General features: G+C 61.2%; 18 protein-coding genes and 1 rRNA gene. 14 read left to right on the top strand and 5 right to left on the bottom strand.

All coding sequences use genetic code 11. From position 1 onward, the window contains the following. Positions 1-160 precede the first annotated feature (160 nt). A 5S ribosomal RNA gene (rrf, locus tag AC1Q6X_RS13020) occupies positions 161-273 on the top strand. Positions 274-542: 269 nt separating this feature from the next. Here rrf and AC1Q6X_RS13025 read toward each other — a convergent pair. Next, positions 543-1,115 (bottom strand): acyloxyacyl hydrolase, encoded by a 573-nt coding sequence (locus tag AC1Q6X_RS13025; RefSeq protein ID WP_227742064.1) that lies wholly within the window; start codon positions 1,113-1,115, stop codon positions 543-545. Between the two features lie 88 nt (positions 1,116-1,203). Between AC1Q6X_RS13025 and AC1Q6X_RS13030 the strand changes: the two genes are divergently transcribed. Further along, on the top strand, positions 1,204-2,106 hold the full coding sequence (locus tag AC1Q6X_RS13030; RefSeq protein WP_492402358.1) for an NAD(P)-dependent oxidoreductase: 903 nt from the start codon (positions 1,204-1,206) through the stop codon (positions 2,104-2,106). A 1-nt stretch (position 2,107) separates the two neighbouring features. On the opposite strand, the gene AC1Q6X_RS13035 is transcribed toward AC1Q6X_RS13030, so the two are convergent. Then, positions 2,108-3,301 (bottom strand): M20 aminoacylase family protein, encoded by a 1,194-nt coding sequence (locus AC1Q6X_RS13035; protein ID WP_492497464.1) that lies wholly within the window; start codon positions 3,299-3,301, stop codon positions 2,108-2,110. Between the two features lie 206 nt (positions 3,302-3,507). Between AC1Q6X_RS13035 and AC1Q6X_RS13040 the strand changes: the two genes are divergently transcribed. The 4 genes from AC1Q6X_RS13040 (at position 3,508) to AC1Q6X_RS13055 (ending at position 10,330) form a co-directional block, all read left to right on the top strand. After that, on the top strand, positions 3,508-5,583 hold the full coding sequence (locus AC1Q6X_RS13040) for a molybdopterin-containing oxidoreductase family protein (RefSeq protein ID WP_492497466.1): 2,076 nt from the start codon (positions 3,508-3,510) through the stop codon (positions 5,581-5,583). A gap of 1 nt (position 5,584) precedes the next feature. Beyond that, positions 5,585-6,634: an aminopeptidase gene (locus AC1Q6X_RS13045; protein WP_230506880.1), complete on the top strand. Its 1,050-nt coding sequence runs from the start codon at positions 5,585-5,587 to the stop codon at positions 6,632-6,634. Between the two features lie 276 nt (positions 6,635-6,910). Beyond that, complete coding sequence (locus AC1Q6X_RS13050) at positions 6,911-8,593, top strand: long-chain fatty acid--CoA ligase (RefSeq protein WP_070220716.1); 1,683 nt, start codon at positions 6,911-6,913, stop codon at positions 8,591-8,593. A 54-nt stretch (positions 8,594-8,647) separates the two neighbouring features. After that, complete coding sequence (locus tag AC1Q6X_RS13055; RefSeq protein WP_121670647.1) at positions 8,648-10,330, top strand: long-chain fatty acid--CoA ligase; 1,683 nt, start codon at positions 8,648-8,650, stop codon at positions 10,328-10,330. Here AC1Q6X_RS13055 and AC1Q6X_RS13060 read toward each other — a convergent pair. Then, a complete protein-coding gene (locus tag AC1Q6X_RS13060; protein ID WP_492497469.1) occupies positions 10,327-11,499 on the bottom strand; it encodes an acyltransferase family protein in 1,173 nt (390 codons plus the stop codon). The two genes, AC1Q6X_RS13055 and AC1Q6X_RS13060, sit on opposite strands and share 4 nt — an antisense overlap. 155 nt (positions 11,500-11,654) lie before the next feature. Between AC1Q6X_RS13060 and AC1Q6X_RS13065 the strand changes: the two genes are divergently transcribed. Then, positions 11,655-12,521: a LytTR family DNA-binding domain-containing protein gene (locus AC1Q6X_RS13065; protein ID WP_230506882.1), complete on the top strand. Its 867-nt coding sequence runs from the start codon at positions 11,655-11,657 to the stop codon at positions 12,519-12,521. Here AC1Q6X_RS13065 and AC1Q6X_RS13070 read toward each other — a convergent pair. Together AC1Q6X_RS13070 and AC1Q6X_RS13075 are read right to left on the bottom strand one after the other, a co-directional pair. Next, complete coding sequence (locus tag AC1Q6X_RS13070) at positions 12,518-14,110, bottom strand: alkaline phosphatase D family protein (protein WP_230501653.1); 1,593 nt, start codon at positions 14,108-14,110, stop codon at positions 12,518-12,520. The genes AC1Q6X_RS13065 and AC1Q6X_RS13070 overlap by 4 nt on opposite strands. A 21-nt stretch (positions 14,111-14,131) precedes the next feature. After that, positions 14,132-14,497, bottom strand: coding sequence for an acyl-CoA thioesterase (locus AC1Q6X_RS13075; RefSeq protein WP_226939493.1), 366 nt, complete (start codon positions 14,495-14,497; stop codon positions 14,132-14,134). Positions 14,498-14,633: 136 nt separating this feature from the next. On the opposite strand from AC1Q6X_RS13075, the gene AC1Q6X_RS13080 reads away from it, so the two are divergent. The 7 genes from AC1Q6X_RS13080 to pyrC all read left to right on the top strand — a co-directional run bounded on the left by AC1Q6X_RS13080 (position 14,634) and on the right by pyrC (position 22,611). Then, the gene (locus AC1Q6X_RS13080) at positions 14,634-16,484 is read left to right on the top strand and encodes an ABCB family ABC transporter ATP-binding protein/permease (RefSeq protein ID WP_230501655.1); all 1,851 of its coding nucleotides are present in this window, start codon (positions 14,634-14,636) and stop codon (positions 16,482-16,484) included. A gap of 195 nt (positions 16,485-16,679) precedes the next feature. Then, positions 16,680-17,636, top strand: a complete 957-nt coding sequence (locus AC1Q6X_RS13085) for an amino acid ABC transporter substrate-binding protein (protein ID WP_070220709.1) — start codon at positions 16,680-16,682, stop codon at positions 17,634-17,636. Between the two features lie 98 nt (positions 17,637-17,734). After that, positions 17,735-18,484 carry an amino acid ABC transporter permease gene (locus tag AC1Q6X_RS13090; protein ID WP_070220783.1) on the top strand — a complete coding sequence of 250 codons (750 nt, stop codon included), beginning with the start codon at positions 17,735-17,737 and terminating at the stop codon, positions 18,482-18,484. Between the two features lies 1 nt (position 18,485). Further along, a complete protein-coding gene (locus AC1Q6X_RS13095) occupies positions 18,486-19,178 on the top strand; it encodes an amino acid ABC transporter permease (protein WP_070220707.1) in 693 nt (230 codons plus the stop codon). Between the two features lie 19 nt (positions 19,179-19,197). Continuing rightward, entirely contained in the window at positions 19,198-19,923 is a 726-nt protein-coding gene (locus tag AC1Q6X_RS13100; protein ID WP_070220705.1) for an amino acid ABC transporter ATP-binding protein, read from the top strand. 28 nt (positions 19,924-19,951) lie between these two features. Beyond that, positions 19,952-21,409 carry an amidohydrolase family protein gene (locus AC1Q6X_RS13105; RefSeq protein ID WP_492497473.1) on the top strand — a complete coding sequence of 486 codons (1,458 nt, stop codon included), beginning with the start codon at positions 19,952-19,954 and terminating at the stop codon, positions 21,407-21,409. A 149-nt stretch (positions 21,410-21,558) separates the two neighbouring features. Beyond that, positions 21,559-22,611, top strand: coding sequence for a dihydroorotase (gene pyrC / locus AC1Q6X_RS13110; RefSeq protein ID WP_070290804.1), 1,053 nt, complete (start codon positions 21,559-21,561; stop codon positions 22,609-22,611). Positions 22,612-22,614 lie beyond the last annotated feature (3 nt).

Consider the following 22,614-nt stretch of genomic DNA (forward strand, 5'->3'; position numbering starts at 1 on the left):
TTGCCCGTACGGCTTGTCCCTATAACCTTAGCAGGTACAGAGGATAAGACGGTACAACGTTGCGTGTGTGTTGATACACCAATTCATTACCCCAATCTTTGCTTCTTCCAGATTCATGGCTTTGTCGTCCAACAGGAGACAAACGCCGGTACAAGTTATGCCTGATGACCATAGCAAGTTGGTCCCACCCCTTCCCATCCCGAACAGGACCGTGAAACAACTTTGCGCCGATGATAGTGCTGCAACCAGTGTGAAAGTAGGTTATCGTCAGGCTTGTTATTTGAAGCAACAGCCTTTGGCTGTGGTTTCTTGAGAAAAACCCGATCAGCAATGGTCGGGTTTTTTTTCGTCTGTGCTTTTGTGTCGGTGGCTGTCGGCTTACGCGCGCGGCGCTAAGCCGACCTACGCCGACCCCCATGGCGACAGCACAAGCCCCTGAGTTTGCGGCATGGAGGGTCTGACCCCGGCTGTTCATCAGCTGCCAATGCAACAGACGAAAAAAAGGCAGCGCTGCGCGCTGCCTTTGTCATTTATCAAACCAATTAAAAGTGATAAGCGACTTTGACGTTCATGTAATTGACGCCGCTGTTCGGTTTCTTGTAGCCGCCGTTCGAGAAATGCTGGATTTTCGCAGCGACTTCCCATTTGTTATTGAAGACATACCCGATGCCGATATGGTCGCCGAACTGGAAGTGGGTCGACAGGCGGTTATCGTCGTTATCGTACAGCTTGGACAGCATGTGCACGCCAATGCCGCCTTCCGCGTAGAAGCCCAGTTTATTCGTGTTTTCAAAGCGGAAGACAGGAGTAAAGCCCAGATCCCACAGTTTTTGATGCTGGCCAGGGACGTTGCGATAGCTCTTGCCATCCCAGCCGCCGATGCTGGCATCCCAGTAGCCGCTCAGCTGCGTGCCATTCGATACAAACCAGGCCTTATCCCAGTTCGAGGTCACGCCAGCACGCAACATCTGTACTTTGACGCCCTTGGCATATTCGCCGTAGACGGAGTCGATCAGTTTGTCGTCGGCGGCAAAGCCGGCGTTGGCCGCCATCAGCGCGGTAACGGCGGCGATGGATTTGAGGAGATTCTTCTTGAAGAACATAGAGGCTTTCATCGTAAAATTGGCCGTTAGGCTTGTCTTGTTTGTACAGGCACCTTGCTTTGCATGCCGCTCTCGCCACTTGTTGATCTCAGGGGTTCAATTGACATTCTCTACAAAAATCGCATTTCTTGGTATCGGTCTGATGGGGGATCCGATGGTCCGGTGCCTGCTACGCGCTGGATATTCTGTCACAATTTGGAATCGCACGCACAGCAAGGCCGAAGTCCTGCGTGCGGCAGGGGCGCAGCCGGCCGTTTCCGTGGCTGAGGCGGTCAATGGTGCGGACGTGGTCATCTCGATGCTGGAAGCCGGCCCCATCGTGGCGCAGGTGCTGCAAGAAGCGCTGCCGGCCCTGGCAACTGGCGCGATCTGGATCGACATGAGCTCCACCAGACAATCAGAAGCCCAGCAATTTCATGCCACTGTGCACGCCGCTGGCCATGGCTTCATCGATGCGCCCGTGTCGGGCGGCGTCGGCGGAGCGCAGGCGGGTACCTTGGCTATCATGGCCGGCGCCAGCGCCAGCGATTACGCGCGGGTTGAGTCGATTCTGGCGGCCATGGGACGCCCGACTCTGGTGGGGCCGGCCGGCAGCGGCCAGGTTGCCAAGCTGTGCAATCAGCTGATCGTCGGCGCGACATTGACTATCGTGGCGGAAGCCTTGCTGCTGGCCCAGGCGGCCGGCGCCGATGCGAGCGCCGTACGCGCCGCTATTCGTGGCGGTTTTGCCGAGAGCAAGATTTTGGAGGTGCATGGCCAGCGCATGCTGGAGCGCAACTTTGTTGCCGGTGGCCAGGTGAAGAGCCAGATCAAGGATATGCACAACATCCTCGCCGCGGCCGAGGCGGCCCACGTCACCTTGCCGGTGACGCAACTGGTGACGCAGCGCTATGAAACCCTCGCCACCAGCCACCCGACGGCAGACCATGCGGCGGCCTTGCTGGCCCTGGAAGCGTTGAATCCGGGTCAGCGTTTGGGCACTGGTCCGGATAAGCTGAGCTGAATCAAGCGACGGGCAGGCTCGCTTCGGCCAGCTTGACCCAGAAACTGGCGCCGATCGGCAGCAGATTGTCGTTGAAGTCGTAGCTGCCATTGTGCAAAACGCACGGACCCAGGCCGTGGCCGCCATCGCGGTGCTCGCCATCGCCATTGCCGATGAAGATGTAGCAGCCAGCCTTTTCCTGCAGGAAAAAGGCGAAATCTTCCGCGCCCATCGTTGGTTCGACATGCGCGTTGACCTTGTCCGCGCCCACTACGCTTTTCATCACGTCGACGGCAAACGCCGTTTCCTTCGCATGGTTGACCAGCGGCGGATAGTTGCGCTTGAAGTGGAAATCGACTTCGGCGCCAAATGCGGCGGCCGTGTGCACGGCGATGTCGCGCATGCGCTCTTCGATCAGGTCCAGCACGGGCGTGGTAAAGGTGCGCACGGTGCCGACCAGGCTCGCGTCATCGGGAATCACATTGGTGGCGCTGCCCGCATGGATTTGCGTGATCGACAGCACGGCCGTGTCGAGCGGACTCTTGTTGCGCGTGATGACGGTTTGCCAGCTTTGCGCGATTTGCACGGCCACCATGACGGGATCGATGCCCTTGTGGGGCTGGGCCGCATGCGCGCCCTTGCCCTTGACGGTGACGTGGAATTCATTGCTGGACGCCATCATCGGGCCTTCCACCACGCTCAGGGTGCCCGTTTCCGCGCCCGGCCAGTTGTGCATGCCGTAGATGGCATCCATGGGAAAGCGGGTAAACAAGCCGTCTGCTATCATTTCGCGCGCGCCGGCGCCGCCTTCTTCCGCCGGCTGGAAGACGAGGTAGACCGTGCCGTCGAAGTTGCGGTGTTGCGCCAGGTAATGGGCCGCACCGAGCAGCATGGCCGTGTGGCCGTCGTGGCCGCAGGCGTGCATCTTGCCCGGGTGGCGCGAGGCATGCTCGAAGGTATTCATTTCCTGCATGGGCAAGGCATCCATGTCGGCGCGCAGGCCGATGGCGCGTGTCGACGTACCATTTTTGATGATGCCGACCACGCCAGTGCGGCCCAGGCCGCGTACCACGGGAATGCCCCATTCCGTCAGTTTGGCGGCGACCACGTCCGAGGTGCGCTGTTCTTCGTAGCACAGCTCGGGGTGCGCATGCAGGTCGCGGCGGATACCTTGCAGTTCGGATTGAAACGCCAAGATCGGATCAACTAGTTTCATGGGACTCTCCTGTGGATGCTGGCACGCAGCAATGTATGGCGCGCCGGACCGCGCTTGTTTGATCAAAAACAGACGCGGCTAATAATGCATTGTAGCCCTTGTTTGCGGGGTAAATCCAGCGCACGGACCAGCTTGCCCTGACGCCAACAGCAAGCGCGCGGAATGGTTTACAGTATCGCCTTCCCCCAACGTTTTTGGATTACCCGATGACCACCACCCAAGTGCGCGCCGCCTGCCCGCTCGATTGCCCCGATACCTGCGCCTTGCTGGTCACCGTGACCGATGGCGTGGCCACCGCCGTCAAGGGCGATCCCGACCACCCGACCACGGCTGGCGTGCTGTGCACCAAGGTATCGCGCTTCACGGAACGCACCTACCATGCGGACCGGCTGCTGCATCCGCTGCGCCGCGTGGGCAAGAAGGGGGAAGGCAAGTTCGAGCGCATCAGCTGGGAAGAAGCATTGCAGACCATCGCCGCCCGATTGAAACCGATCGCCGCACGCGATCCGCAGGCGATCTTGCCGTACAGCTACTGCGGCACCATGGGCCTGGTGCAGGGCGAATCGATGTCTTCGCGTTTCTTCAACCAGCTCGGCGCTTCCCTGCTGGACCGCACCATCTGCGCCTCGGCCGGCGCCACGGGCTACCGCTACACGGTGGGCGCCAGCATCGGTACGGACCTGGAGCAGTTCCAGAACGCGAAATTGATCATCATCTGGGGCGGCAATCCCATCGCCTCGAACCTGCACTTCTGGATGCGCGCGCAAGAGGCCAAGCGCAACGGCGCCACCCTGATCGCCATCGACCCTTACCGTTCGCTGACGGCAGAAAAATGCCATCAGCATATCGCTTTGCTGCCGGGCACCGATGCGGCCCTGGCGCTGGGTTTGATGCATGTCTTGATCACCGAAGACCTGGTCGACCATGATTACATCGAACGCTACACGGTCGGCTACGATGCCTTGAAACAGCGCGCTTTGGCGTGGCCGCCCGAGCGCGCGGCCGAGGTGTGCGGCATCACGGCCACGGAAGTGGTGGAACTGGCGCGCCTGTACGGCCATGCTTGCCGTTCCGGCGAGGGCGCCGCCATCCGTGCCAACTATGGCGTGCAGCGCGTGCATGGCGGCGGCATGGCCGTGCGCAATATCGCCTGCCTGCCGGCCCTGACGGGTGCCTGGCGCCATCCGGCCGGCGGCATGCAGCTGTCGAGCTCGGGTTCCTTCCCCGTCAACCGCAAGGCCTTGCAGCGCCCCGACTTATTGAAAGGCACGCCGCGCACCATCAACATGAGCACCATCGGCGACGATCTGCTGAAAACCACGTCGCCCGAGTTCGGCCCGCAAGTCGAGGCCGTGATCGTCTACAACTCGAATCCGCTGGCCGTGGCGCCCGATTCGTCGAAAGTGGCGCAGGGTTTTGCCCGCGAAGATTTGTTTACGGTCGTGCTCGAGCACTTCCAGACCGATACCGTCGATTACGCCGACATCGTGCTGCCCGCCACCACGCAGCTGGAACATGTCGATGCGCATTCCACCTACGGCCATTTGTACATGATGGCGAACAATGCGGCCGTGGCGCCGCTGGGCGAAGCGAAGGCGAATACGGAAATCTTCCGCCTGCTGGCCCAATACATGGGCTTTGATGACCCGTGCTTCCAGGAAAGCGACGATGCGCTGGCGGCCAAGGCCTTCGATGCGACGGATGCCCGTGCCGTGCATTTCGACTGGGAATCGCTGAAACGCACGGGCTGGCAAAAGCTGGCCATGCCCGAGGCGCCCTTTGCCGAGGGTGGTTTCCCCACGCCATCGGGCAAGTGCGAGTTGTATTCCAGCGCCATGGCGCAGGCGGGACTCGATCCCTTGCCGACCTACATTGCGCCGCACGAATCGCCAGCGAGCAATCCCGCGCTGGCGGCGCGTTTCCCGCTGGCCATGATTTCGCCGCCGGCGCGCAACTTCCTCAATTCCACTTTTGTGAACGTGAAAAGCCTGCGCGCGGCCGAGGGCGAGCCGCACCTCGATATCCACCCGGACGATTGTGCCGCGCGCGGCATCGCGGCCGGCGACATGGTGCGCATCTTCAATGACCGTGGCAGCTTTGTCGCCAAGGCCAGGGTCACGGACAAGGCGAGACGTGGCCTGGTGGTGGGCTTGTCCGTGTGGTGGAAAAAGCTCGCCAGCGACGGCAAGAACGCCAATGAAGTGACGAGCCAGCGCCTGACGGACATGGGCCGCGCGCCCACCTTTTATGACACGCTGGTCGAAGTGGAAAAGGTTGCCTGACATGGCCCGCTGGCCGGCCCGGCTGCTTGTCGGCATGCTGTGCCTGCCGCTGGGCGGCTGCACGCAGCTGCGCTACTACACGCAGGCGGCGCAGGGGCAATATGCGCTGTGGTCCGGCGCGCGCCCCATCGGTGACTGGCTCGATGACCCGGCCACCGAACCGCGCCTGAAAGTGCGCCTGGCCAAGGCGCAGCAGATCCGCCGCTTTGCCGTCAGCGAACTGGATTTGCCGGACAATGGCAGCTACAAGAATTACGCCGCCCTGCGGCGCCCGTTCGTGCTGTGGAACGTGGTGGCCACGCCGGAATTGTCGCTGCAGCCGCTGCAATGGTGTTTTCCCATCGCCGGCTGCGTCAGTTACCGCGGCTATTACAGCAAGGATGAGGCGCTCGCGTATGCCGACGAGCTGCGCGCCCAGCATTACGACGTGCAGGTGGGCGGCGTGCCCGCGTATTCCACCCTGGGCTGGTTCGACGATCCCCTGCTGTCGACCTTTATCAACTACAACGATGCGGAACTGGCGCGCCTGATCTTCCATGAACTGGCGCACCAGGTGGTGTATGTGCCCGGCGATTCGGCCTTCAACGAATCGTTTGCCAGCGCCGTGGAAGAGGCGGGCGTGCAGCGCTGGCTGGCGCGCGAGGGCAATGACGCGATGCGCGCGTCGTACGCCCAGTATGCGGCGCGGCGCCAGGATTTTCTGGCCCTGCTGCTGACATACCGGGGGGAACTGGACGCCGTGTATGCGAGCGACGCCAGCGATGCGGAGAAGCGCGCGCGCAAGGCGCAGGTGTTTGCAGCATTGAAAGACGCGTATCAGGTGCTCAAGCAAAACTGGGGCGGTTTTGCCGGTTACGACCGCTGGTTCGAGCAGCCATTGAGCAATGCGCACCTGGCTTCGGTGTCTACCTACAATGAATTTTTGCCTGCCTTCAAAAAATTGCTGGAAGAAAAAAAGAACTTTCGTGCTTTTTATGCTGCAGTGCACACAATGGCCCAGCTCAAGAAGCCCGAGCGCAGGCATGCGCTGGAACAATTGTCCAGCCCCTGACCCGTAAAGATTGTCCAGTACGCCGAGGCAAGCGATTCGGTAACAGCGTATTTATCGTGCTGCAATGCAGCATAAAAAGGCCTTAGAGTTGCTGCTCGAATACTGTTGAAAGCGCTTGCATGGAAGCGCGGCGCCCGATAGCATCGCATTAGTAGCATAGAGCAATTGCTCGTCAGAATGCTCAAACTGACTGCTGGACGACAGAATCCGCAGCGATGATCCGCGTCGGCAAGATGCGCCGGCTCCCCCACGATTATTCGAGACAAGAGGCACAGGATGGAAAAAATTTGGCTGAAGTCGTATCCTCCCGGCGTCCCCGCCGACATCGATCCTGATCAATATCGTTCGCTGGTGCATTTGCTGGAAGAAGCGTTTCAAAAATATGCGGATCGTAATGCCTATGTCTGCATGGACAAATTTCTCACCTATGCCGAACTCGATACCTATTCGCGCCAGCTGGGGGCCTTTCTGCAAAGCCGTGGGCTGAAGAAGGGGGCCAGGGTGGCCCTGATGATGCCGAACGTGCTCCAGTATCCGGTCGCGATCGCGGCCGTCCTGCGCGCCGGCTACACGGTGGTCAACGTCAACCCTTTATATACGCCGCGCGAACTTGAGCACCAGCTCAACGATTCGGGCAGCGAAGCGATCATCGTGCTGGAAAATTTTGCCCATACGGTCGAGCAAGTATTGAGCAAGACGGCCGTCAAGCACATCGTCGTCGCCAGCATGGGCGAAATGCTCGGTGGCTTGAAGGGCATGATCGTCAATTTTGTCGTGCGCAACGTCAAGAAAATGGTGCCTGCGTATTCCTTGCCGAACGCCATGCGTTTCAAGCAAGCGCTGGCGCTGGGCAGCCGCATGAAGCTCACGCCCGTCGAGCTGAGCATCAACGATCCCGCTTTCCTGCAATATACGGGCGGCACGACGGGCGTGTCGAAAGGCGCGACCTTGAGCCACCGCAATGTGATCGCCAATGTGCTGCAAAGCGAAGCGTGGTCGGGCGCGGCGCTCGACCAGAACAGCAAGGAACAGATGATCGTCGTCTGCGCCTTGCCGCTGTACCATATCTTTGCCCTGACGGCCTGCGCCATGTGGGGCACGCGCGTGGGCGCCCTGAATATCCTGATCCCGAATCCGCGCGATATCCCGGGCCTGATCAAGGAACTGGGCAAATACAAGTTCAATTTGTTGCCGGCGGTCAATACGCTGTATAACGCGCTGGTCAATCACCCCGATTTCGCCAAGCTCGATTTCTCGGGCTTGAAGATCGCCAATGGCGGCGGCATGGCGGTGCAGCAAGCCGTCAACGACAAGTGGCTGCAGGTGACGGGCGTGTCCATCATCGAAGGCTATGGCTTGTCGGAAACGTCGCCCGTCGCCACCTGCAACCGCGCCGACAGCACGGCGTTTTCCGGCACCATCGGCTTGCCCGTGCCATCGACCGATATCGCCATCCTCGACGATGACGGCAAGGAAGTGCCGCTGGGCCAGACGGGCGAGATCGCCATCCGTGGCCCGCAAGTGATGAGCGGCTACTGGAACCGTCCCGATGAAACGGCCAAGGTCATGACACCGGACGGCTATTTTAAATCGGGCGACGTGGGCATCATGGACGAGCGCGGCTACGTGAAGATCGTGGACCGTAAGAAAGATATGATTCTCGTCTCCGGCTTCAATGTGTATCCGAATGAAGTCGAAGCCGTCATCGCGGCCCATCCGGGCGTGCTCGAATGCGCGTGCGTGGGCGTGCCCGATGAACACTCGGGCGAAGCCGTGAAAGTATTTGTCGTGCGCAAGGACCCGAACCTGACCCAGGCCGTGCTGGCCGCGTATTGCAAGGAGCAGTTCACGGGCTACAAGCGGCCGAAATACATCGAATTCCGCGATGAACTGCCGAAGACCAACGTCGGCAAGATTTTGCGTCGCGCCTTGCGCGATGAAACGAAGATAGCAGCATAAACAGTGTGGATGCGCCAGGAGGCGCATCCCTTTTACAGATAAAGATGAGGCGAGATGGACAAGATTTGGTTGAAGTCGTACCCGGACAGCGTGCCCGCAGAGATTGATTGCACGCAATACCGTTCCGTCACGCATTTGCTGGAAGAGTCGTTCCAGAAATATGCGGACCGCAATGCTTTCGTGTGCATGGATAAATTCCTGACCTACCGCGAGCTCGACCAGTTGTCGCTGCAGATGGGCGCCTGGCTGCAAAGCAAGGGGCTGCAACGGGGCGCGCGCGTGGCGATCATGTTGCCGAACGTGCTGCAATATCCGGTGGCCATGGCGGCGATCCTGCGCGCCGGCTACACGGTGGTGAACGTCAATCCGCTGTACACGCCGCGCGAACTGCAGCACCAGCTGGTCGATTCGGGCAGCGAAGCGATCATCGTGCTGGAAAACTTTGCCACGACGGTCGAACAGGTGTTGCCGCATACCCAAGTCAAGCATGTGATCGTCGCCACCATGGGCGACTTGCTGGGCGGCTTGAAGGGCACCATCGTCAACTTCGTCGTGCGCAAGATCAAGAAAATGGTGCCTGCGTTCTCCCTGCCGAACGCCATCAGTTTCAACAAGATGCTGGCCGAGGGTGCACGCTTGAGCCTGACGCCGGTGCAGCAGGGGCATGACGATATCGTCTTCCTGCAATACACGGGCGGCACGACGGGCGTTTCAAAAGGCGCGATGCTGTTGCACCGTAATGTGATTGCCAACGTATTGCAAAACGAGGCGTGGATGGCGCCCGTGATGACCAAGGAAATGCGCGCCACCTCGATGGGATTCATGTGCGCCTTGCCCCTGTATCACATCTATTCGCTGACGGTCAGCGCTTTGATGGGCATGCGCGTGGGCGGCTTGAACGTGCTGATTCCCAACCCGCGCGACATCCCTGGTTTCGTCAAGGAATTGAGCAAGCACAAGATCGTCGTCTTCCCGGCCGTCAATACCTTGTACAACGCGCTGCTGAACAATGCGGACTTCGCCAAGCTCGATTTCTCCAGCTACAAAGTGTGCAATGGCGGCGGCATGGCCCTGCAACGCAACGTGGCCGAACGCTGGCTGAAACTGACGGGCTGCCCGCTGATCGAAGGCTATGGCATGTCGGAAACATCACCCGTGGTGACGGGCAACCGCGTCGATATCACGGAATTCACGGGCACCATCGGCTTGCCTTTCCCGTCGACGGAAGTGGCGATTCTGAATGATGACGGCGTGGAAGTGCCGCTGGGCGAGCCGGGCGAAATCGCCGTGCGCGGCCCGCAAGTGATGGCGGGATATTGGCAGCGTCCGGACGAGACGGCCAAGTCGATGACGGCCGACGGCTACTTCAAGACGGGCGACGTGGGCGTCATGGACGAGCGTGGCTATGTGAAGATTGTCGACCGCAAGAAAGACATGATCATCGTCTCTGGCTTCAATGTGTATCCGAACGAGGTGGAAGACGTGGTCGCGTCCTGCCCTGGTGTGCTCGAATGCGCCTGCATCGGCGTGCCGGACGCCAACGCGGGCGAAGCCGTGAAAGTGTTTGTTGTGCGCAAGGACCCGAACCTGACGGTGGAGCAGATCCGCGAGCATTGCAAACATGAATTGACGGCTTACAAGAAACCGAAATACATCGAGTTCCGCGATGAATTGCCGAAGACGAATGTCGGCAAGATATTGCGCCGTCAATTGCGCGACGAAAAGAAAGTAGCTTAATTCGCCGCCAAGGCCGTGTCCGCCGCCAGGTTTCGTCCTGGCTTGGCGGGCAGGCCGAAACAGGGGCGCAGCCAGTGCACCTTGCTGATCAGCAGCGACGTCCCCAGCCAGCAAGTCGCCACCGTGCCAGCCAGTATCAGCAGCGGTTCCAGCACGGGACCCAGCTTCAGCGGCACCAGCCAGTAAGCCAGCAGGATAATCGCGCTCTGGTGCAGTAGGTACCAGGGAAACACGGCCTGGCGCGCCCATGGCAGCCAGGCAAAAGGTTGATTCAGCAAGGTGTGCGACCAGCCCAGGATGGCGCAGATGGCCAGCCACATGTATAGATTGCGCATGGGCCAGGAGCCGAACGCGGCCCAGGTCAGCAGGTTCTCCGAATATATCTGGTCGAAAAACATATACACGGCAAACGCGCCCAGGCCCAGCCACAGCGTATGCCAGCGCAAGCGCGCCAGTTCCGCCCACAATCCCTTGTCATTGCCCAGCCACCAGCCATACAGGAACAGCGTGAAATACATGGCGTGCGCATACCAGTCGCGCACCAGCGCATGGGTTTCCGGATAGCGCATTTTGAGGAAGACCATGGCCGCCAAGGGTGGCAGGGCAGGCAGGACGAGCAGATGCCAGCCGCGCAAGCGCTGGAACCGGGGGCGCAGCGCCGTCAGCAGCGGTTGCAGCGCCACCAGTACGATGATGTACAGCAGCAAGTACACGAGATACCACAGGTGGTTCCAGGTAAAGCCATATTGCCAGCCATCGAAGGCGCCTGCCGGCCAGGCATGGCCGCCAAAGTAATGCAGCAGGAACTGCCCATATCCAGGCTCGACCAGGCCCTTGCTGACCCCTTCGCAATACGGCTGGATGGGAATGATGACGGCCATGCCGAACAGCAGCGGCGGCAGCAGCCGCTTGGTCCTGCGCCATAGGAAGGCGCCGCGCGAAGCCTGCGTCATCATGGCGCACGAGACGCCGGAGATGAGGAAGACGATTTCCATGCGCCAGCGGTTGAGGAAGATCAGCGGCATGTTCAAGGCATCGGTGGCGTAGCTGCTGTGCATGTGAAAGTGCCATCCATCCATGTACAGCAGGGCAGTGTGATAGACAATCAGCAGGCTGAAGACGAGAAAGCGCAAGGCGTCGATATCGTGACGGCGGGAGGCTATGGTCATGATCGTGGGCGAGTGGTGAAGGAAACCACAGCATAGGCAGCGACGGGGCAGCGTGCCAGCGAAATGGGACCAGCGGACGGCTGGCTGGGACGAATGGATCGCCTGGGACGGGTGTGGGACCTTACAATCATGTAACTCATTCAAGCCCCCAAACCATGCACATCGCTTCCACTGACCTGTTGCAACGTTATCAACGCTGGCGCCGCGTGGCCGAGCCGGGATTCTGGATCGTGCTGTATCCGCTGCAGGCCAGCGTCAACAGCTGGCTGGTCTGGCTGGACCTGCAGCGCGCTGGCGTCAATACGCCATTCTGGGAAGTGGCCGTGTGGGAGTGGAGCAGCAATCTGGTGCTGCTGGCGCTGGTGCCCGTGGTCGTGCTGGCGGGACAGTACCGGCCGCTGCACCTGGTGTTCCAGCGCCAGAACCTGCGCTGGCACCTGGCCGCGTCGGTCGCCTACAGCCTGGCGCACGTGGCGGCCATGGTGGCCTTGCGCAAGCTGGCGTACTGGAGCGCCGGCAGCGCTTACGATTTCGGTCATTGGTGGCGCGAGTTGCCGTATGAATACCTGAAAGATGTGCGTGCTTACTTCCTCGTCCTGCTGGCGGTGGGCTTTTACCAGTTGCTGCTGATGCGCTGGCAAGGCGAGGCGACCTTGCTGGGCGAGCCCGATGAAGGACCCGCCGTGGAACCGGTGCAGCAGCCGGAACGTTTCCTGGTGCGCAAGCTGGGCAAGGATTTTCTGTTGCCTGCTCTTGAGATCGAATGGATACAAGCTTGGGGCAACTATGTGAACCTGCATGTGCGCGGGCACGATTATCCGCTGCGTTCGACCATGGCCGCCATCGAGCGCCGCCTCGATGGCAAGCGCTTTGTGCGCGTGCACCGCAGCTATATCGTCAATCTGGATTTCGTGCAGGCCATCATACCGCTGGAATCGGGCGACGCGCGCGCCGTGCTGTCCACGGGCGGCGAAGTGCCCGTCAGCCGGCGCTACCGCGACGCCTTGAAAAGCGTAGCTTAGCTGCGTTGCAGGCCCACCTTGCCGTCCTGCACGGTGAAGCTGGCCAATGTCGCGATGCCGGATGTGTTGTCGCGTACATTTTCCAGGCCCTGGAACAGAGCCGTGCTTTTTTCTGGCGTGATCTCCAGCAACATATAGCCGCGCTTGTCGCTGCGTCCGTAGCGGATGTGCGGGTTCATCGCCACGTACTGGTCGGTGCGCGCCTGCGGGCGGGAACTCGACGTGATCGAAGTGCCGCAAAACTCGGTCGCCAGCACGGGATTATCCTTGCCGGCGGGCCGCATGGCGTTGCGGCTCAGTTCCGTCGCATAAAAAGTGTGCACGTCGCCCGACAACACCAGCGGGTTGCTGGCCTTGCTGCTGCGCAAGGCGTCGAGCAGATGCTGGCGCGCCATGGGATAGCCGTCCCAGCCATCAGTCCAGACGCGCTCGTCGCCGGGCCGCACGATGGGTACCTGACTCGATTGCGCCATCAGGGTTTGCTGGGCGAGGATATTCCAGCGCGCCGGGGAATCATCGAGACCGGTTTGCAGCCAGCGCTGCTGTTCCTCGCCCAGCATCGTGCGGTCGGGCTTGAGCAAGTCGGGACAGTTGCGCGTGGTGACGGAATTGGAGCCGCCACGGCCCGGTTTGGCGCAGGCGTGGTAGGCGCGGTATTGCCGGTCGTCCAGCACGTGGAAGCGCGCCAACCGGCCCCAGTCGTAGCGCTGGTAGATGCGCATGTCGACAAAGCCGCGCCGCCCCAGCGGCAGCAGGCGCAGCGGCATGTGCTCATAAAACGCCTGGTAGGCGGCCGCGCGGCGCTGCAGGAAGGTGGGCGTGAGCAACTCGTCGCGGTCGTTGCCGTAGTCGTTGGCCACTTCATGGTCGTCCCAGGTGACGATCCACGGCGCGGCCAGGTGCGCGCCCTGCAAGTCGCGGTCGCTCTTGTATTGCGCGTAGCGGGCGCGGTACTCGTCCAAGGTAAAACTTTCATGCGTGCGCACGGCCCGGTCCGGGTGCTGCAGCTGGTACGGCCCCCACTCATAAATGTAATCGCCGAGGAAGGCCACGAGGTCGGGCGCCGCCGCCGCGATGTGCCGGTGCGCCCCATACGCGCCGAATTCCCAGTGCTGGCACGAGGCGACGGCCAGTTTCAGCGAGGCAGGCATGGAGGCGGGTTCGGGCGCCGTGCGCGTGCGGCCCACGGGGCTGACGGCGTCGCCCAGCATGAAGCGGTACCAGTACCAGCGTCCGGGCGCCAGACCGCCCGCGTCGACGTGCACGCTGTGCGCGAGGGCGGGCATGGCCGTCGCTTGCCCCTTGGCGGCGATGCGCCGGAAAGCCTCGTCTTCGGCCACTTCCCAGCGCACGTTCAGGGCGATGGCGGGCGTGGCGGCTGCGTGCAGCGGGTCGTAGCAGATGCGCGTCCACAGCACGACGGCGTCGGGCAAGGGCGAGCCGGAAGCGACGCCGAGCGCAAACGGATAAGCCGTGCCGTTCAGGCGCGTGGCGGCGCCGGCGCTGGAACCGGACAGCACAGTGCCGGCCGCGGCCAGCGCCGTGATGCGCGCAGCGCTCAGCAAGAAGATGCGGCGCTGGCTATCCATGGTGTGGAATGATTACGACAATCAAGACGCCAATAAGGTCTCGATCGGCGGCACCTTGCGCGGCTTGCGGTCGGAGTCCGTCGCCACGTAGATCAGGGTCGCTTCCGTGACTTTCACGATGCAGGCCTGCAGGCGGTTGCGCTCGGCATACACCTCGACATTGACGGTGATCGAGGTATTGCCCACCTTGACGATGTCGGCGTAGAAGGACAGAAGATCGCCGACGAAGACGGGATTTTTGAAGACAAAGGAATTGACGGCGATGGTGGCCACACGGCCGTTGGCGCGCCGCGTGGCCGGCAGGGAGCCGGCGATATCGACTTGCGCCATGATCCAGCCGCCGAAGACGTCGCCGTACACATTGGCGTCGGACGGCGCGGGCATCATGCGCAATTCCGGCATTTTTCCGGCGGGCAGGCCGGAGGCGAGGCAGTTGTCGGGACGGTCTGGGGAGGTGCTCATCTTTTATTCTCATGAAAGGCTACAATTGCTGCGATTGAACCATAAAAAGCCGACCTTCGCCATGCGCCGTTCCCAGACTCCCCCTCCGCCCCGCTCGCCAGCTTCCGCCAGCCACAGCGATTTCGCCACCATCAAGACCTTGCTGCCCTACCTGTGGGTCTACAAATGGCGAGTATTGCTGGCGCTGCTATGCCTGGTGGGCGCCAAGCTCGCCAACGTGGGCGTGCCCCTGATCCTGAAAAAACTCGTCGACGCCATGACGATCACGGCCGCGCATCCGCAAGCGCTGCTGGTGCTGCCCGTGGGCTTGCTGGTGGCGTACGGCTTGCTGCGCCTGTCGACCACCTTGTTTACGGAACTGCGCGAATTCCTGTTCGCCCGGGTCACGCAGCGGGCCGTGCGCACCATCGCCCTGCAAGTGTTCCGCCACCTGCATGCGCTGTCCCTGCGGTTCCATTTGAACCGCCAGACGGGCGGCATGACGCGCGATATCGAACGGGGTACGCGCAGCGTCGGCTCGCTCATTTCCTACACCCTGTTCAACATCCTGCCGACCCTGGTGGAAATCACCCTCGTGCTCGGCTATTTGGTCTTGCATTACGACATCTGGTTCACCGTGATCACGGCGGTGGCGCTCGTGTCGTACATCGCGTTTACCGTGCTGGTGACGAACTGGCGCACGCATTTCCGTCGCACCATGAACGACCTCGACTCGAAGGCGAATACCAAGGCCATCGATTCGCTGATCAACTATGAAACCGTAAAATATTTCGGCAACGAGGATTACGAAGCGAAGCGCTACGACGAAGGCTTGCAGCGCTACGAGTCGGCCGCCGTGAAATCGCAGACCTCGCTATCCCTGCTCAATACCGGGCAGTCCTTGATCATCGCCACGGCCGTCACCTTGATTTTGTGGCGCGCCACCGTGGGCGTGATCGCCGGCACGATGACCCTGGGCGACCTGGTGCTGGTGAATGCCTTCATGATCCAGCTGTACATTCCCCTCAATTTCCTCGGCGTCATTTACCGCGAAATCAAGCAAAGCCTGGCCGACATGGAGCGATTGTTTTCCCTGCTGAACGAGAACCGCGAAATCGCCGATACGCCGGACGCCAAGCCGCTCGTCACGCGGGGTGCGGCCGTGCGTTTCGAGCACGTGAATTTCAGCTATGAAGCCAAGCGGCAAATCCTGTTCGACGTGGATTTCCAGATCCCCGCCGGCACGACGACAGCCGTGGTGGGCCACAGCGGCTCGGGCAAGTCGACCTTGTCGCGTTTGCTGTTCCGCTTCTATGAAGTCGATGGCGGCGGCATCACCATCGATGGCCAGGACCTGCGCAATATCACGCAGGATTCCCTGCGCGCGGCCATCGGCATCGTGCCGCAGGATACGGTGCTGTTCAACGACACCATCGAATACAACATTGCCTACGGCAAGCCGGGCGCCAGCAAGGAAGCCATCGTGGCGGCAGCCAAAGCTGCATCGATCCATGATTTTATTGAAAGCTTGCCAGATGGTTACAGCTCCATGGTGGGCGAGCGGGGCTTAAAACTGTCGGGCGGCGAAAAGCAGCGCGTGGCGATTGCCCGCACCCTGCTGAAAGACCCGGCCATCCTGATCTTCGATGAAGCCACTTCGGCACTCGACTCCAAGGCCGAACAGGCGATCCAGTCGCAGCTGAAGGAGATTGCCAAAAACCGCACCACTTTGGTCATTGCGCATCGTCTGTCGACGGTGGCCGATGCCCAGCAAATCCTCGTGCTCGACCATGGCCGCATCGTCGAGCGGGGCACGCATCCGCAATTGCTGGCGGCGGATGGCCTGTATGCGCAGATGTGGCAACGCCAGCAGGCGAATAGGGACGATGAGGCGGAAGAGGACGAGTTGGCGGGGTTGGCGCCGGCAAAATAAATCAGGAATGGGAAATCAGTAGGAAAAATGCTACAGCCGCGCCGATTCAGGCGCGCGTATAGCGCCTATTTGAGGGCAATCGCAGAAAACGGCTGGTCCGGCGCTGAAAATGAAATAAAATTAATTCCATTGGTGGCGTCTGCACCACAGTTGTTTCGTTCGGAATCGATTCCGTTTGTCCGCCCAGGAGAATTTATGAAATTGACCAAAATCATCGCCACGCTGCTCAGCGTCGGTGTCATCAGCAGCATGTCGCCAGTCCAGGCTCAGGAATTGACCGGCACCTTGGCCAAGATCAAGAAAGCCGGTTCCGTCACCCTCGGCGTGCGCGACGGCTCCGTGCCCTTCTCCTATCTCGATGACAAGCAGCAATACCAGGGTTATTCGATCGACCTGTGCATGAAAGTCGTCACGGCCCTGCAGAAACACCTGGGCATGAGCGAACTGAAAGTGGTGATGAGCCCCGTCACTTCGGCCAACCGCATCCCGCTGATGGCCAACGGCACCATCGACCTCGAATGCGGCTCGACGACGAACAATCTGGAGCGCCAGCAGCAGGTGGCGTTCGCCCCCACCATGTTCGTCATCGGCAACCGCGTGCTGTCGAAAAAATCCTCGAACATCAAGACCCTGGAAGACTTGCGCGGCAAGACCCTGGTCGCCACGGCCGGCACGTCGACCATCAAGCAGATGACGATTTTGAACAAGGAAAAGAACCTGGGCATGACGATTGCCGTCGGCAAGGATCATCCCGAGTCGTTCCTGATGCTGGAAACGGGTCGCGCGGTGGCCGAAGCCAACGACGACATCTTGCTGGCGTCGCAGGTGGCCAACTCGAAGAACCCGAACGACTACGAAATCACCAAGGAAGCGCTGTCTGTCGAACCGTACGGCATCATGCTGCGCAAGGGCGATCCGGCCTTCAAGAAAGTGGTCGACGATGCGCTGATCCGCCTGTACAAGAGCGACGACATCAACCGCATTTATGCGAAATGGTTTACCTCGCCGATCCCGCCGAAAAACATCAACCTGAAATTCCCGATGCCGCCGCAACTGAAGGCCGTGTTTGCCAATCCGACCGACTCCGGTGACCCGGCCGCATATGCGGCCGTACCGGAAGCGCAGAAGACTTCGGACAAACGGAAAAAGTAAAGATTGCGTAACAAACCGGGAGGCGCAAGCCTCCCGATTTATTTGCGGGACGGGTGGCCGGCTGGCCGCTGTCCTCGGGCTGCATGCGAAGGATGATCATGAATTACAACTGGAATTGGCGCATCTTCTGGGAGATTTCTCCCGATGGCGTGGGCACGTATATGGACACCTTGTGGTCCGGCCTGGTCTGGACCCTGGCCACGGCCGGTGCGGCATGGATCATGGCATTGATATTGGGCCTGGTGGTCGGCACCATCCGCACCCTGCCGAATAAATGGCTGGTGGGCATAGCCAATGCCTACGTTGAATTGTTCCGCAACGTGCCGCTGCTGGTGCAAATGTTCCTCTGGTATTTCGTCATGCCGGAATTGCTGCCGCCGGACCTGGGCGCCTGGGTCAAGTCGCTGCCGAATGCACCATTCGTCACGGCCGTGCTGTGCCTGGGATTCTTTACCTCCTCGCGCGTGGCCGTGCAGGTGACGACGGGCATCGAGGCGCTGCCGCGCGGGCAGAAACTGGCCGGCACGGCGCTGGGCCTGACCCTGCCGCAAACCTACCGTTTCATTTTGCTGCCGATGGCCGCGCGCGTCATCCTGCCGCCGCTGACCAGCGAATTTTTGAACATCATCAAGAACAGTTCCGTGGCGCTGACCATCGGCCTGATCGAGCTGACGGCCAGCGCGCGCGCCATCCAGGAGTTTTCCTTCCAGGTGTTCGAGGCGTTTTCGGCCGCCACCATCATCTACGTCGTCGTCAACCTGCTGGTCGTGGTGCTGATGCACCTGATCGAGAAAAAGGTCGCCATCCCCGGCTTCATCGTCGCCGGCGCCAAGACGGGAGGACACTGATATGTTCGGTAATTTCGATTTCGATGTCATCTCCCGCTCGTGGGTCTATCTGTTCCAGACCGGCATGGTGTTTACCCTGAAACTGACGGCGCTGGCCATGGTGGGCGGCATCGTGCTGGGCACCTTGCTGGCGCTGATGCGCTTGTCCAGCAACCGCATCATCTCCGGCGTGGCGTCGAGCTACGTCAACCTGATACGCTCGATCCCGCTGGTGCTGGTGATCTTCTGGTTCTACTTCCTGGTGCCGTATATCGCCGCCTGGATCATCGGCGCCAACGAGCCCGTAAAAGTGGGCGCGTTTTCTTCCGCGCTGATCACCTTCATCATGTTCGAGGCGGCCTATTATTGCGAGATCATGCGCAGCGGCATACAGTCGATTCCCCGCGGCCAGGTGTGGGCGGGACAGGCGCTGGGCATGAACTACCGGCAAACCATGGGCAGCATCGTGCTGCCGCAAGCGTTCCGCAACATGATCCCCGTGCTGCTGACGCAAACCATCGTGCTGTTCCAGGACGTGTCGCTCGTGTACGTGCTGTCGATCCCCGATTTCGTCGGCGCCGCCTCGAAAATCGCGCAGCGCGACGGCCGCCTGGTGGAAATGTACGTGTTTGTCGCCGTCGTGTATTTCGTGCTGTGCTATGCCTTGTCGTTCCTGGTAAAACGCCTGCAGAAACGCGTCGCCATCATTCGCTAACCGTAAAAGAAAGAACAAGATGATTGAACTCAATAACGTCAGCAAATGGTATGGCCAGTTCCAGGTACTGACCGATTGCACCACCAACGTCGCCAAGGGTGACGTGATGGTCATTTGCGGCCCGTCCGGCTCCGGCAAGTCGACCCTGATCAAGACCGTCAACGGCCTGGAACCGATCCAGCAGGGGCGGATCATCGTCGATGGCATCACCGTCAACGATCCGAAAACGAATCTGTCGAAACTGCGCGCGCGCATCGGCATGGTGTTCCAGAATTTTGAGCTGTTCCCGCATCTGTCGATCCGCGAAAACCTGACCATCGGCCAGATCAAGGTGCTGGGCCGCAGTGCCGACGAAGCCAATGCCAAGGGCTTGAAATACCTGGACCGCGTGGGCCTGCTGTCGCAGCAGGACAAGTTCCCCGGCCAGCTGTCGGGCGGCCAGCAGCAGCGCGTGGCCATCGCCCGCGCGTTGTCGATGGACCCGATCGCCATGCTGTTTGACGAGCCGACATCGGCGCTCGACCCGGAGATGATCAACGAAGTGCTCGACGTGATGGTGGGCCTGGCGCAGGAAGGCATGACGATGATGGTCGTCACGCACGAAATGGGTTTTGCCCGGCGCGTGGCGAACCGCATCGTCTTCATGGACCAGGGCAAGATCATCGAGGATTGCAGCAAGGATGACTTCTTCAACACGACGCGCTCGGACCGCGCGCGCGATTTCCTCGCCAAGATCATCCATTAACCTGCCATCACCTTGAAGTTGAGTACGCATGCCTGACATGAAACACATCGCCGGCGCCATGCTGGCGCTGGGCTTGCTGGCCCATGCCCACGCGGCCGACAAGATCGCCGTCGACATCGCCTTGCGCGACGCCACCCTGATCGACGTTGCCGCCGGTAGCAGCGTCAACGGCAAGACCGTGCTGCTCAAGGGCGACAGCATCGTCGCCGTCGTCGATGACGCGCAGCTGCGCAGCTACGCGCCGAAGCGGACCATCCGCCTGCCCGGCAAATATCTGATGCCGGGTCTGTGGGACACGCACGTGCATTTCGGCGGCGGCCCGGAACTGATCGACGAGAACAAGCAGCTGCTGCCTTTGTACCTGGCACACGGCATCACCACGGTGCGCGACTGTTCGGGCGACTTGCCCGACACGGTGCTGGCATGGCGCCGGCAGATCAACGCGGGCCAGCTGGAAGGTCCGACGATCTTTACCTCTGGCGCCAAGCTCGAAGGCCTCAAGCCGCTGTGGAAGGGCACCATTGAAGTGGGCACGCCGCAGGAAGTGACGCGCGCGCTGGACGGCCTGCAGGCGCAGCAAGTGGACTTCGTGAAGATCACGGAAAACACCCTGAAGCCGGAGCTGTACCTGGAAGCGCTGCGCCAGGCGCGCGAACGGGGCATGCGCACTTCGGGTCATATCCCCGTGCAGCTCACGTTGGAGCAGATGGCCGATGCGGGCCTGGGCACGATCGAACATCAATCCTACCTGCTGCGTGCCACCACGCCGCGCGAACAGGAGCTGACGGAGAAGGTGGCCGCCGGCACGATGACGGGCAAGGAGGCCATGCGCGAAAGCCTGCAAAGCTACGACGAGCCGACGGCGCGCAAGGCCTTCAGCTACCTGGCCGCGCGCGGCACGGCCATCGTGCCTACCCTGTGGGGTTCGCGCGTAACGGCGTATCTGGACCGCGAAGACCACACGCACGATCCTGCCCTGCAGTACATCGGCAAGGGCTTGCGCGCCACCTACGACTGGCGCGTGCAGCGCGCCGCCAAGGATGGCCCGGATGCGATCGCCCAGCGCCACGCGCAGTTCGAGCAATCGGCCAAGCTGCTGCCCATTTTGCAGCAGCAGGGCGTGAGCATCATCGCCGGCACCGATGCGGGCTTCTTGAATTCCTTCGACTATCCGGGCCAGGCCCTGCACGATGAAATCGGCCTGTATGTGCAGTACGGCCTGACGCCGCAGCAAGCCTTGCAGTCGGCCGTCATCAACGGTCCCCGCTTCCTGGGCAAGCTGGAGCGCTACGGCAGCGTGGCGGCCGGCAAGGCGGCCGATTTGCTGGTGCTCGACGCGAACCCGCTGCAGGACATCGGCGCCACGCGCCGGATCCGCCTGGTGGTCAGCCGTGGCCAGGTATACGACCGCGTCAAGCTGGACCAGATGCTGGCCGAGATCCGCGCCTGGGTGGCGAAGCAGGAGACGGCATCGGCCAAGTCCTGATGCTCTTCATTCTTTTAGTTAAAACGGCCGGGTGATACCGGCCGTTTTGCCGTTTCCCCGCCAGCATGCGCGGGCTCTCCCGGCCGGCGGGACGGTCCTGCGGCTGGTAAAATGGCGCTATCCGCAATGACCGCCTGAGAGCAGCCGCCATGTCCACACTCGATCACACCCCAGATTCCATCACCATCACCCGTCCAGACGACTGGCATTTGCACCTGCGCGACGGCGCCGTCATGGCCAGCGTGCTGCCGCACAGCGCGCGCCAGTTCGGCCGCGCCATCGTCATGCCGAACCTCAAACCCCCGGTTACCACCACGGCCGATGCCAGCGCCTACCGCGAGCGCATCCTGGCCGCCGTGCCGGAAGGCGTGAACTTCGATCCGCTGATGGTGCTGTACCTGACGAACAACACCTCGCCCGACGAAATCCGCCGCGCGCAGGACAGCGGCATCGTGCAAGCCGTGAAACTGTATCCGGCCGGCGCCACCACGAATTCCGACCTGGGCGTGACGGATTTGAAGAATTGCTACAAGGTGCTCGAAGTGATGCAGGAAGTGGGCATGCCCTTTCTCGTGCACGGCGAAGTGACGGATCCGGAAATCGACATTTTCGACCGCGAAGCCGTCTTCATCGAGCGCGTGATGCGCCCGCTGCGCAGCGCCTTCCCGGCACTGTCCGTCGTGTTCGAACACATCACCACCAAGGATGCGGCGCAGTACGTGGCCGAAGCGGAAGGCCCGATCGCCGCCACCATCACCGCGCACCATCTGCTGTACAACCGCAACGAGATTTTCAAGGGCGGCATCCGCCCCCATTACTACTGCCTGCCCATCCTCAAGCGCGAAGAGCACCGTTTGGCGCTGATGACGGCCGCCGCCAGCGGCGACGAGCGCTTCTTCCTCGGCACCGATTCGGCGCCGCACGCGCAAGGCGCCAAGGAAATGGCTTGCGGCTGCGCCGGTTGCTACACGGCCCTGCACGCGATGGAAATGTATGCGGAAGCGTTCGAACGGGCCGGCGCGCTGGATAAACTGGAAGCGTTCGCCAGCTTCCACGGACCGGCCTTCTACGGCGTGCCGCGCAACACGGACACCATCACCCTGCGTCGCGAAAGCTGGACCTTGCCGGCCTCGCTGCCGCTGGGCGACAGCCATGTGATTCCGCTCAACGCGGGCGAACAGATCAACTGGAAAATGGTCTAAGCG

The sequence above is a fragment of the Janthinobacterium sp. GW823-FHT06H09 genome (genome assembly GCF_058794735.1).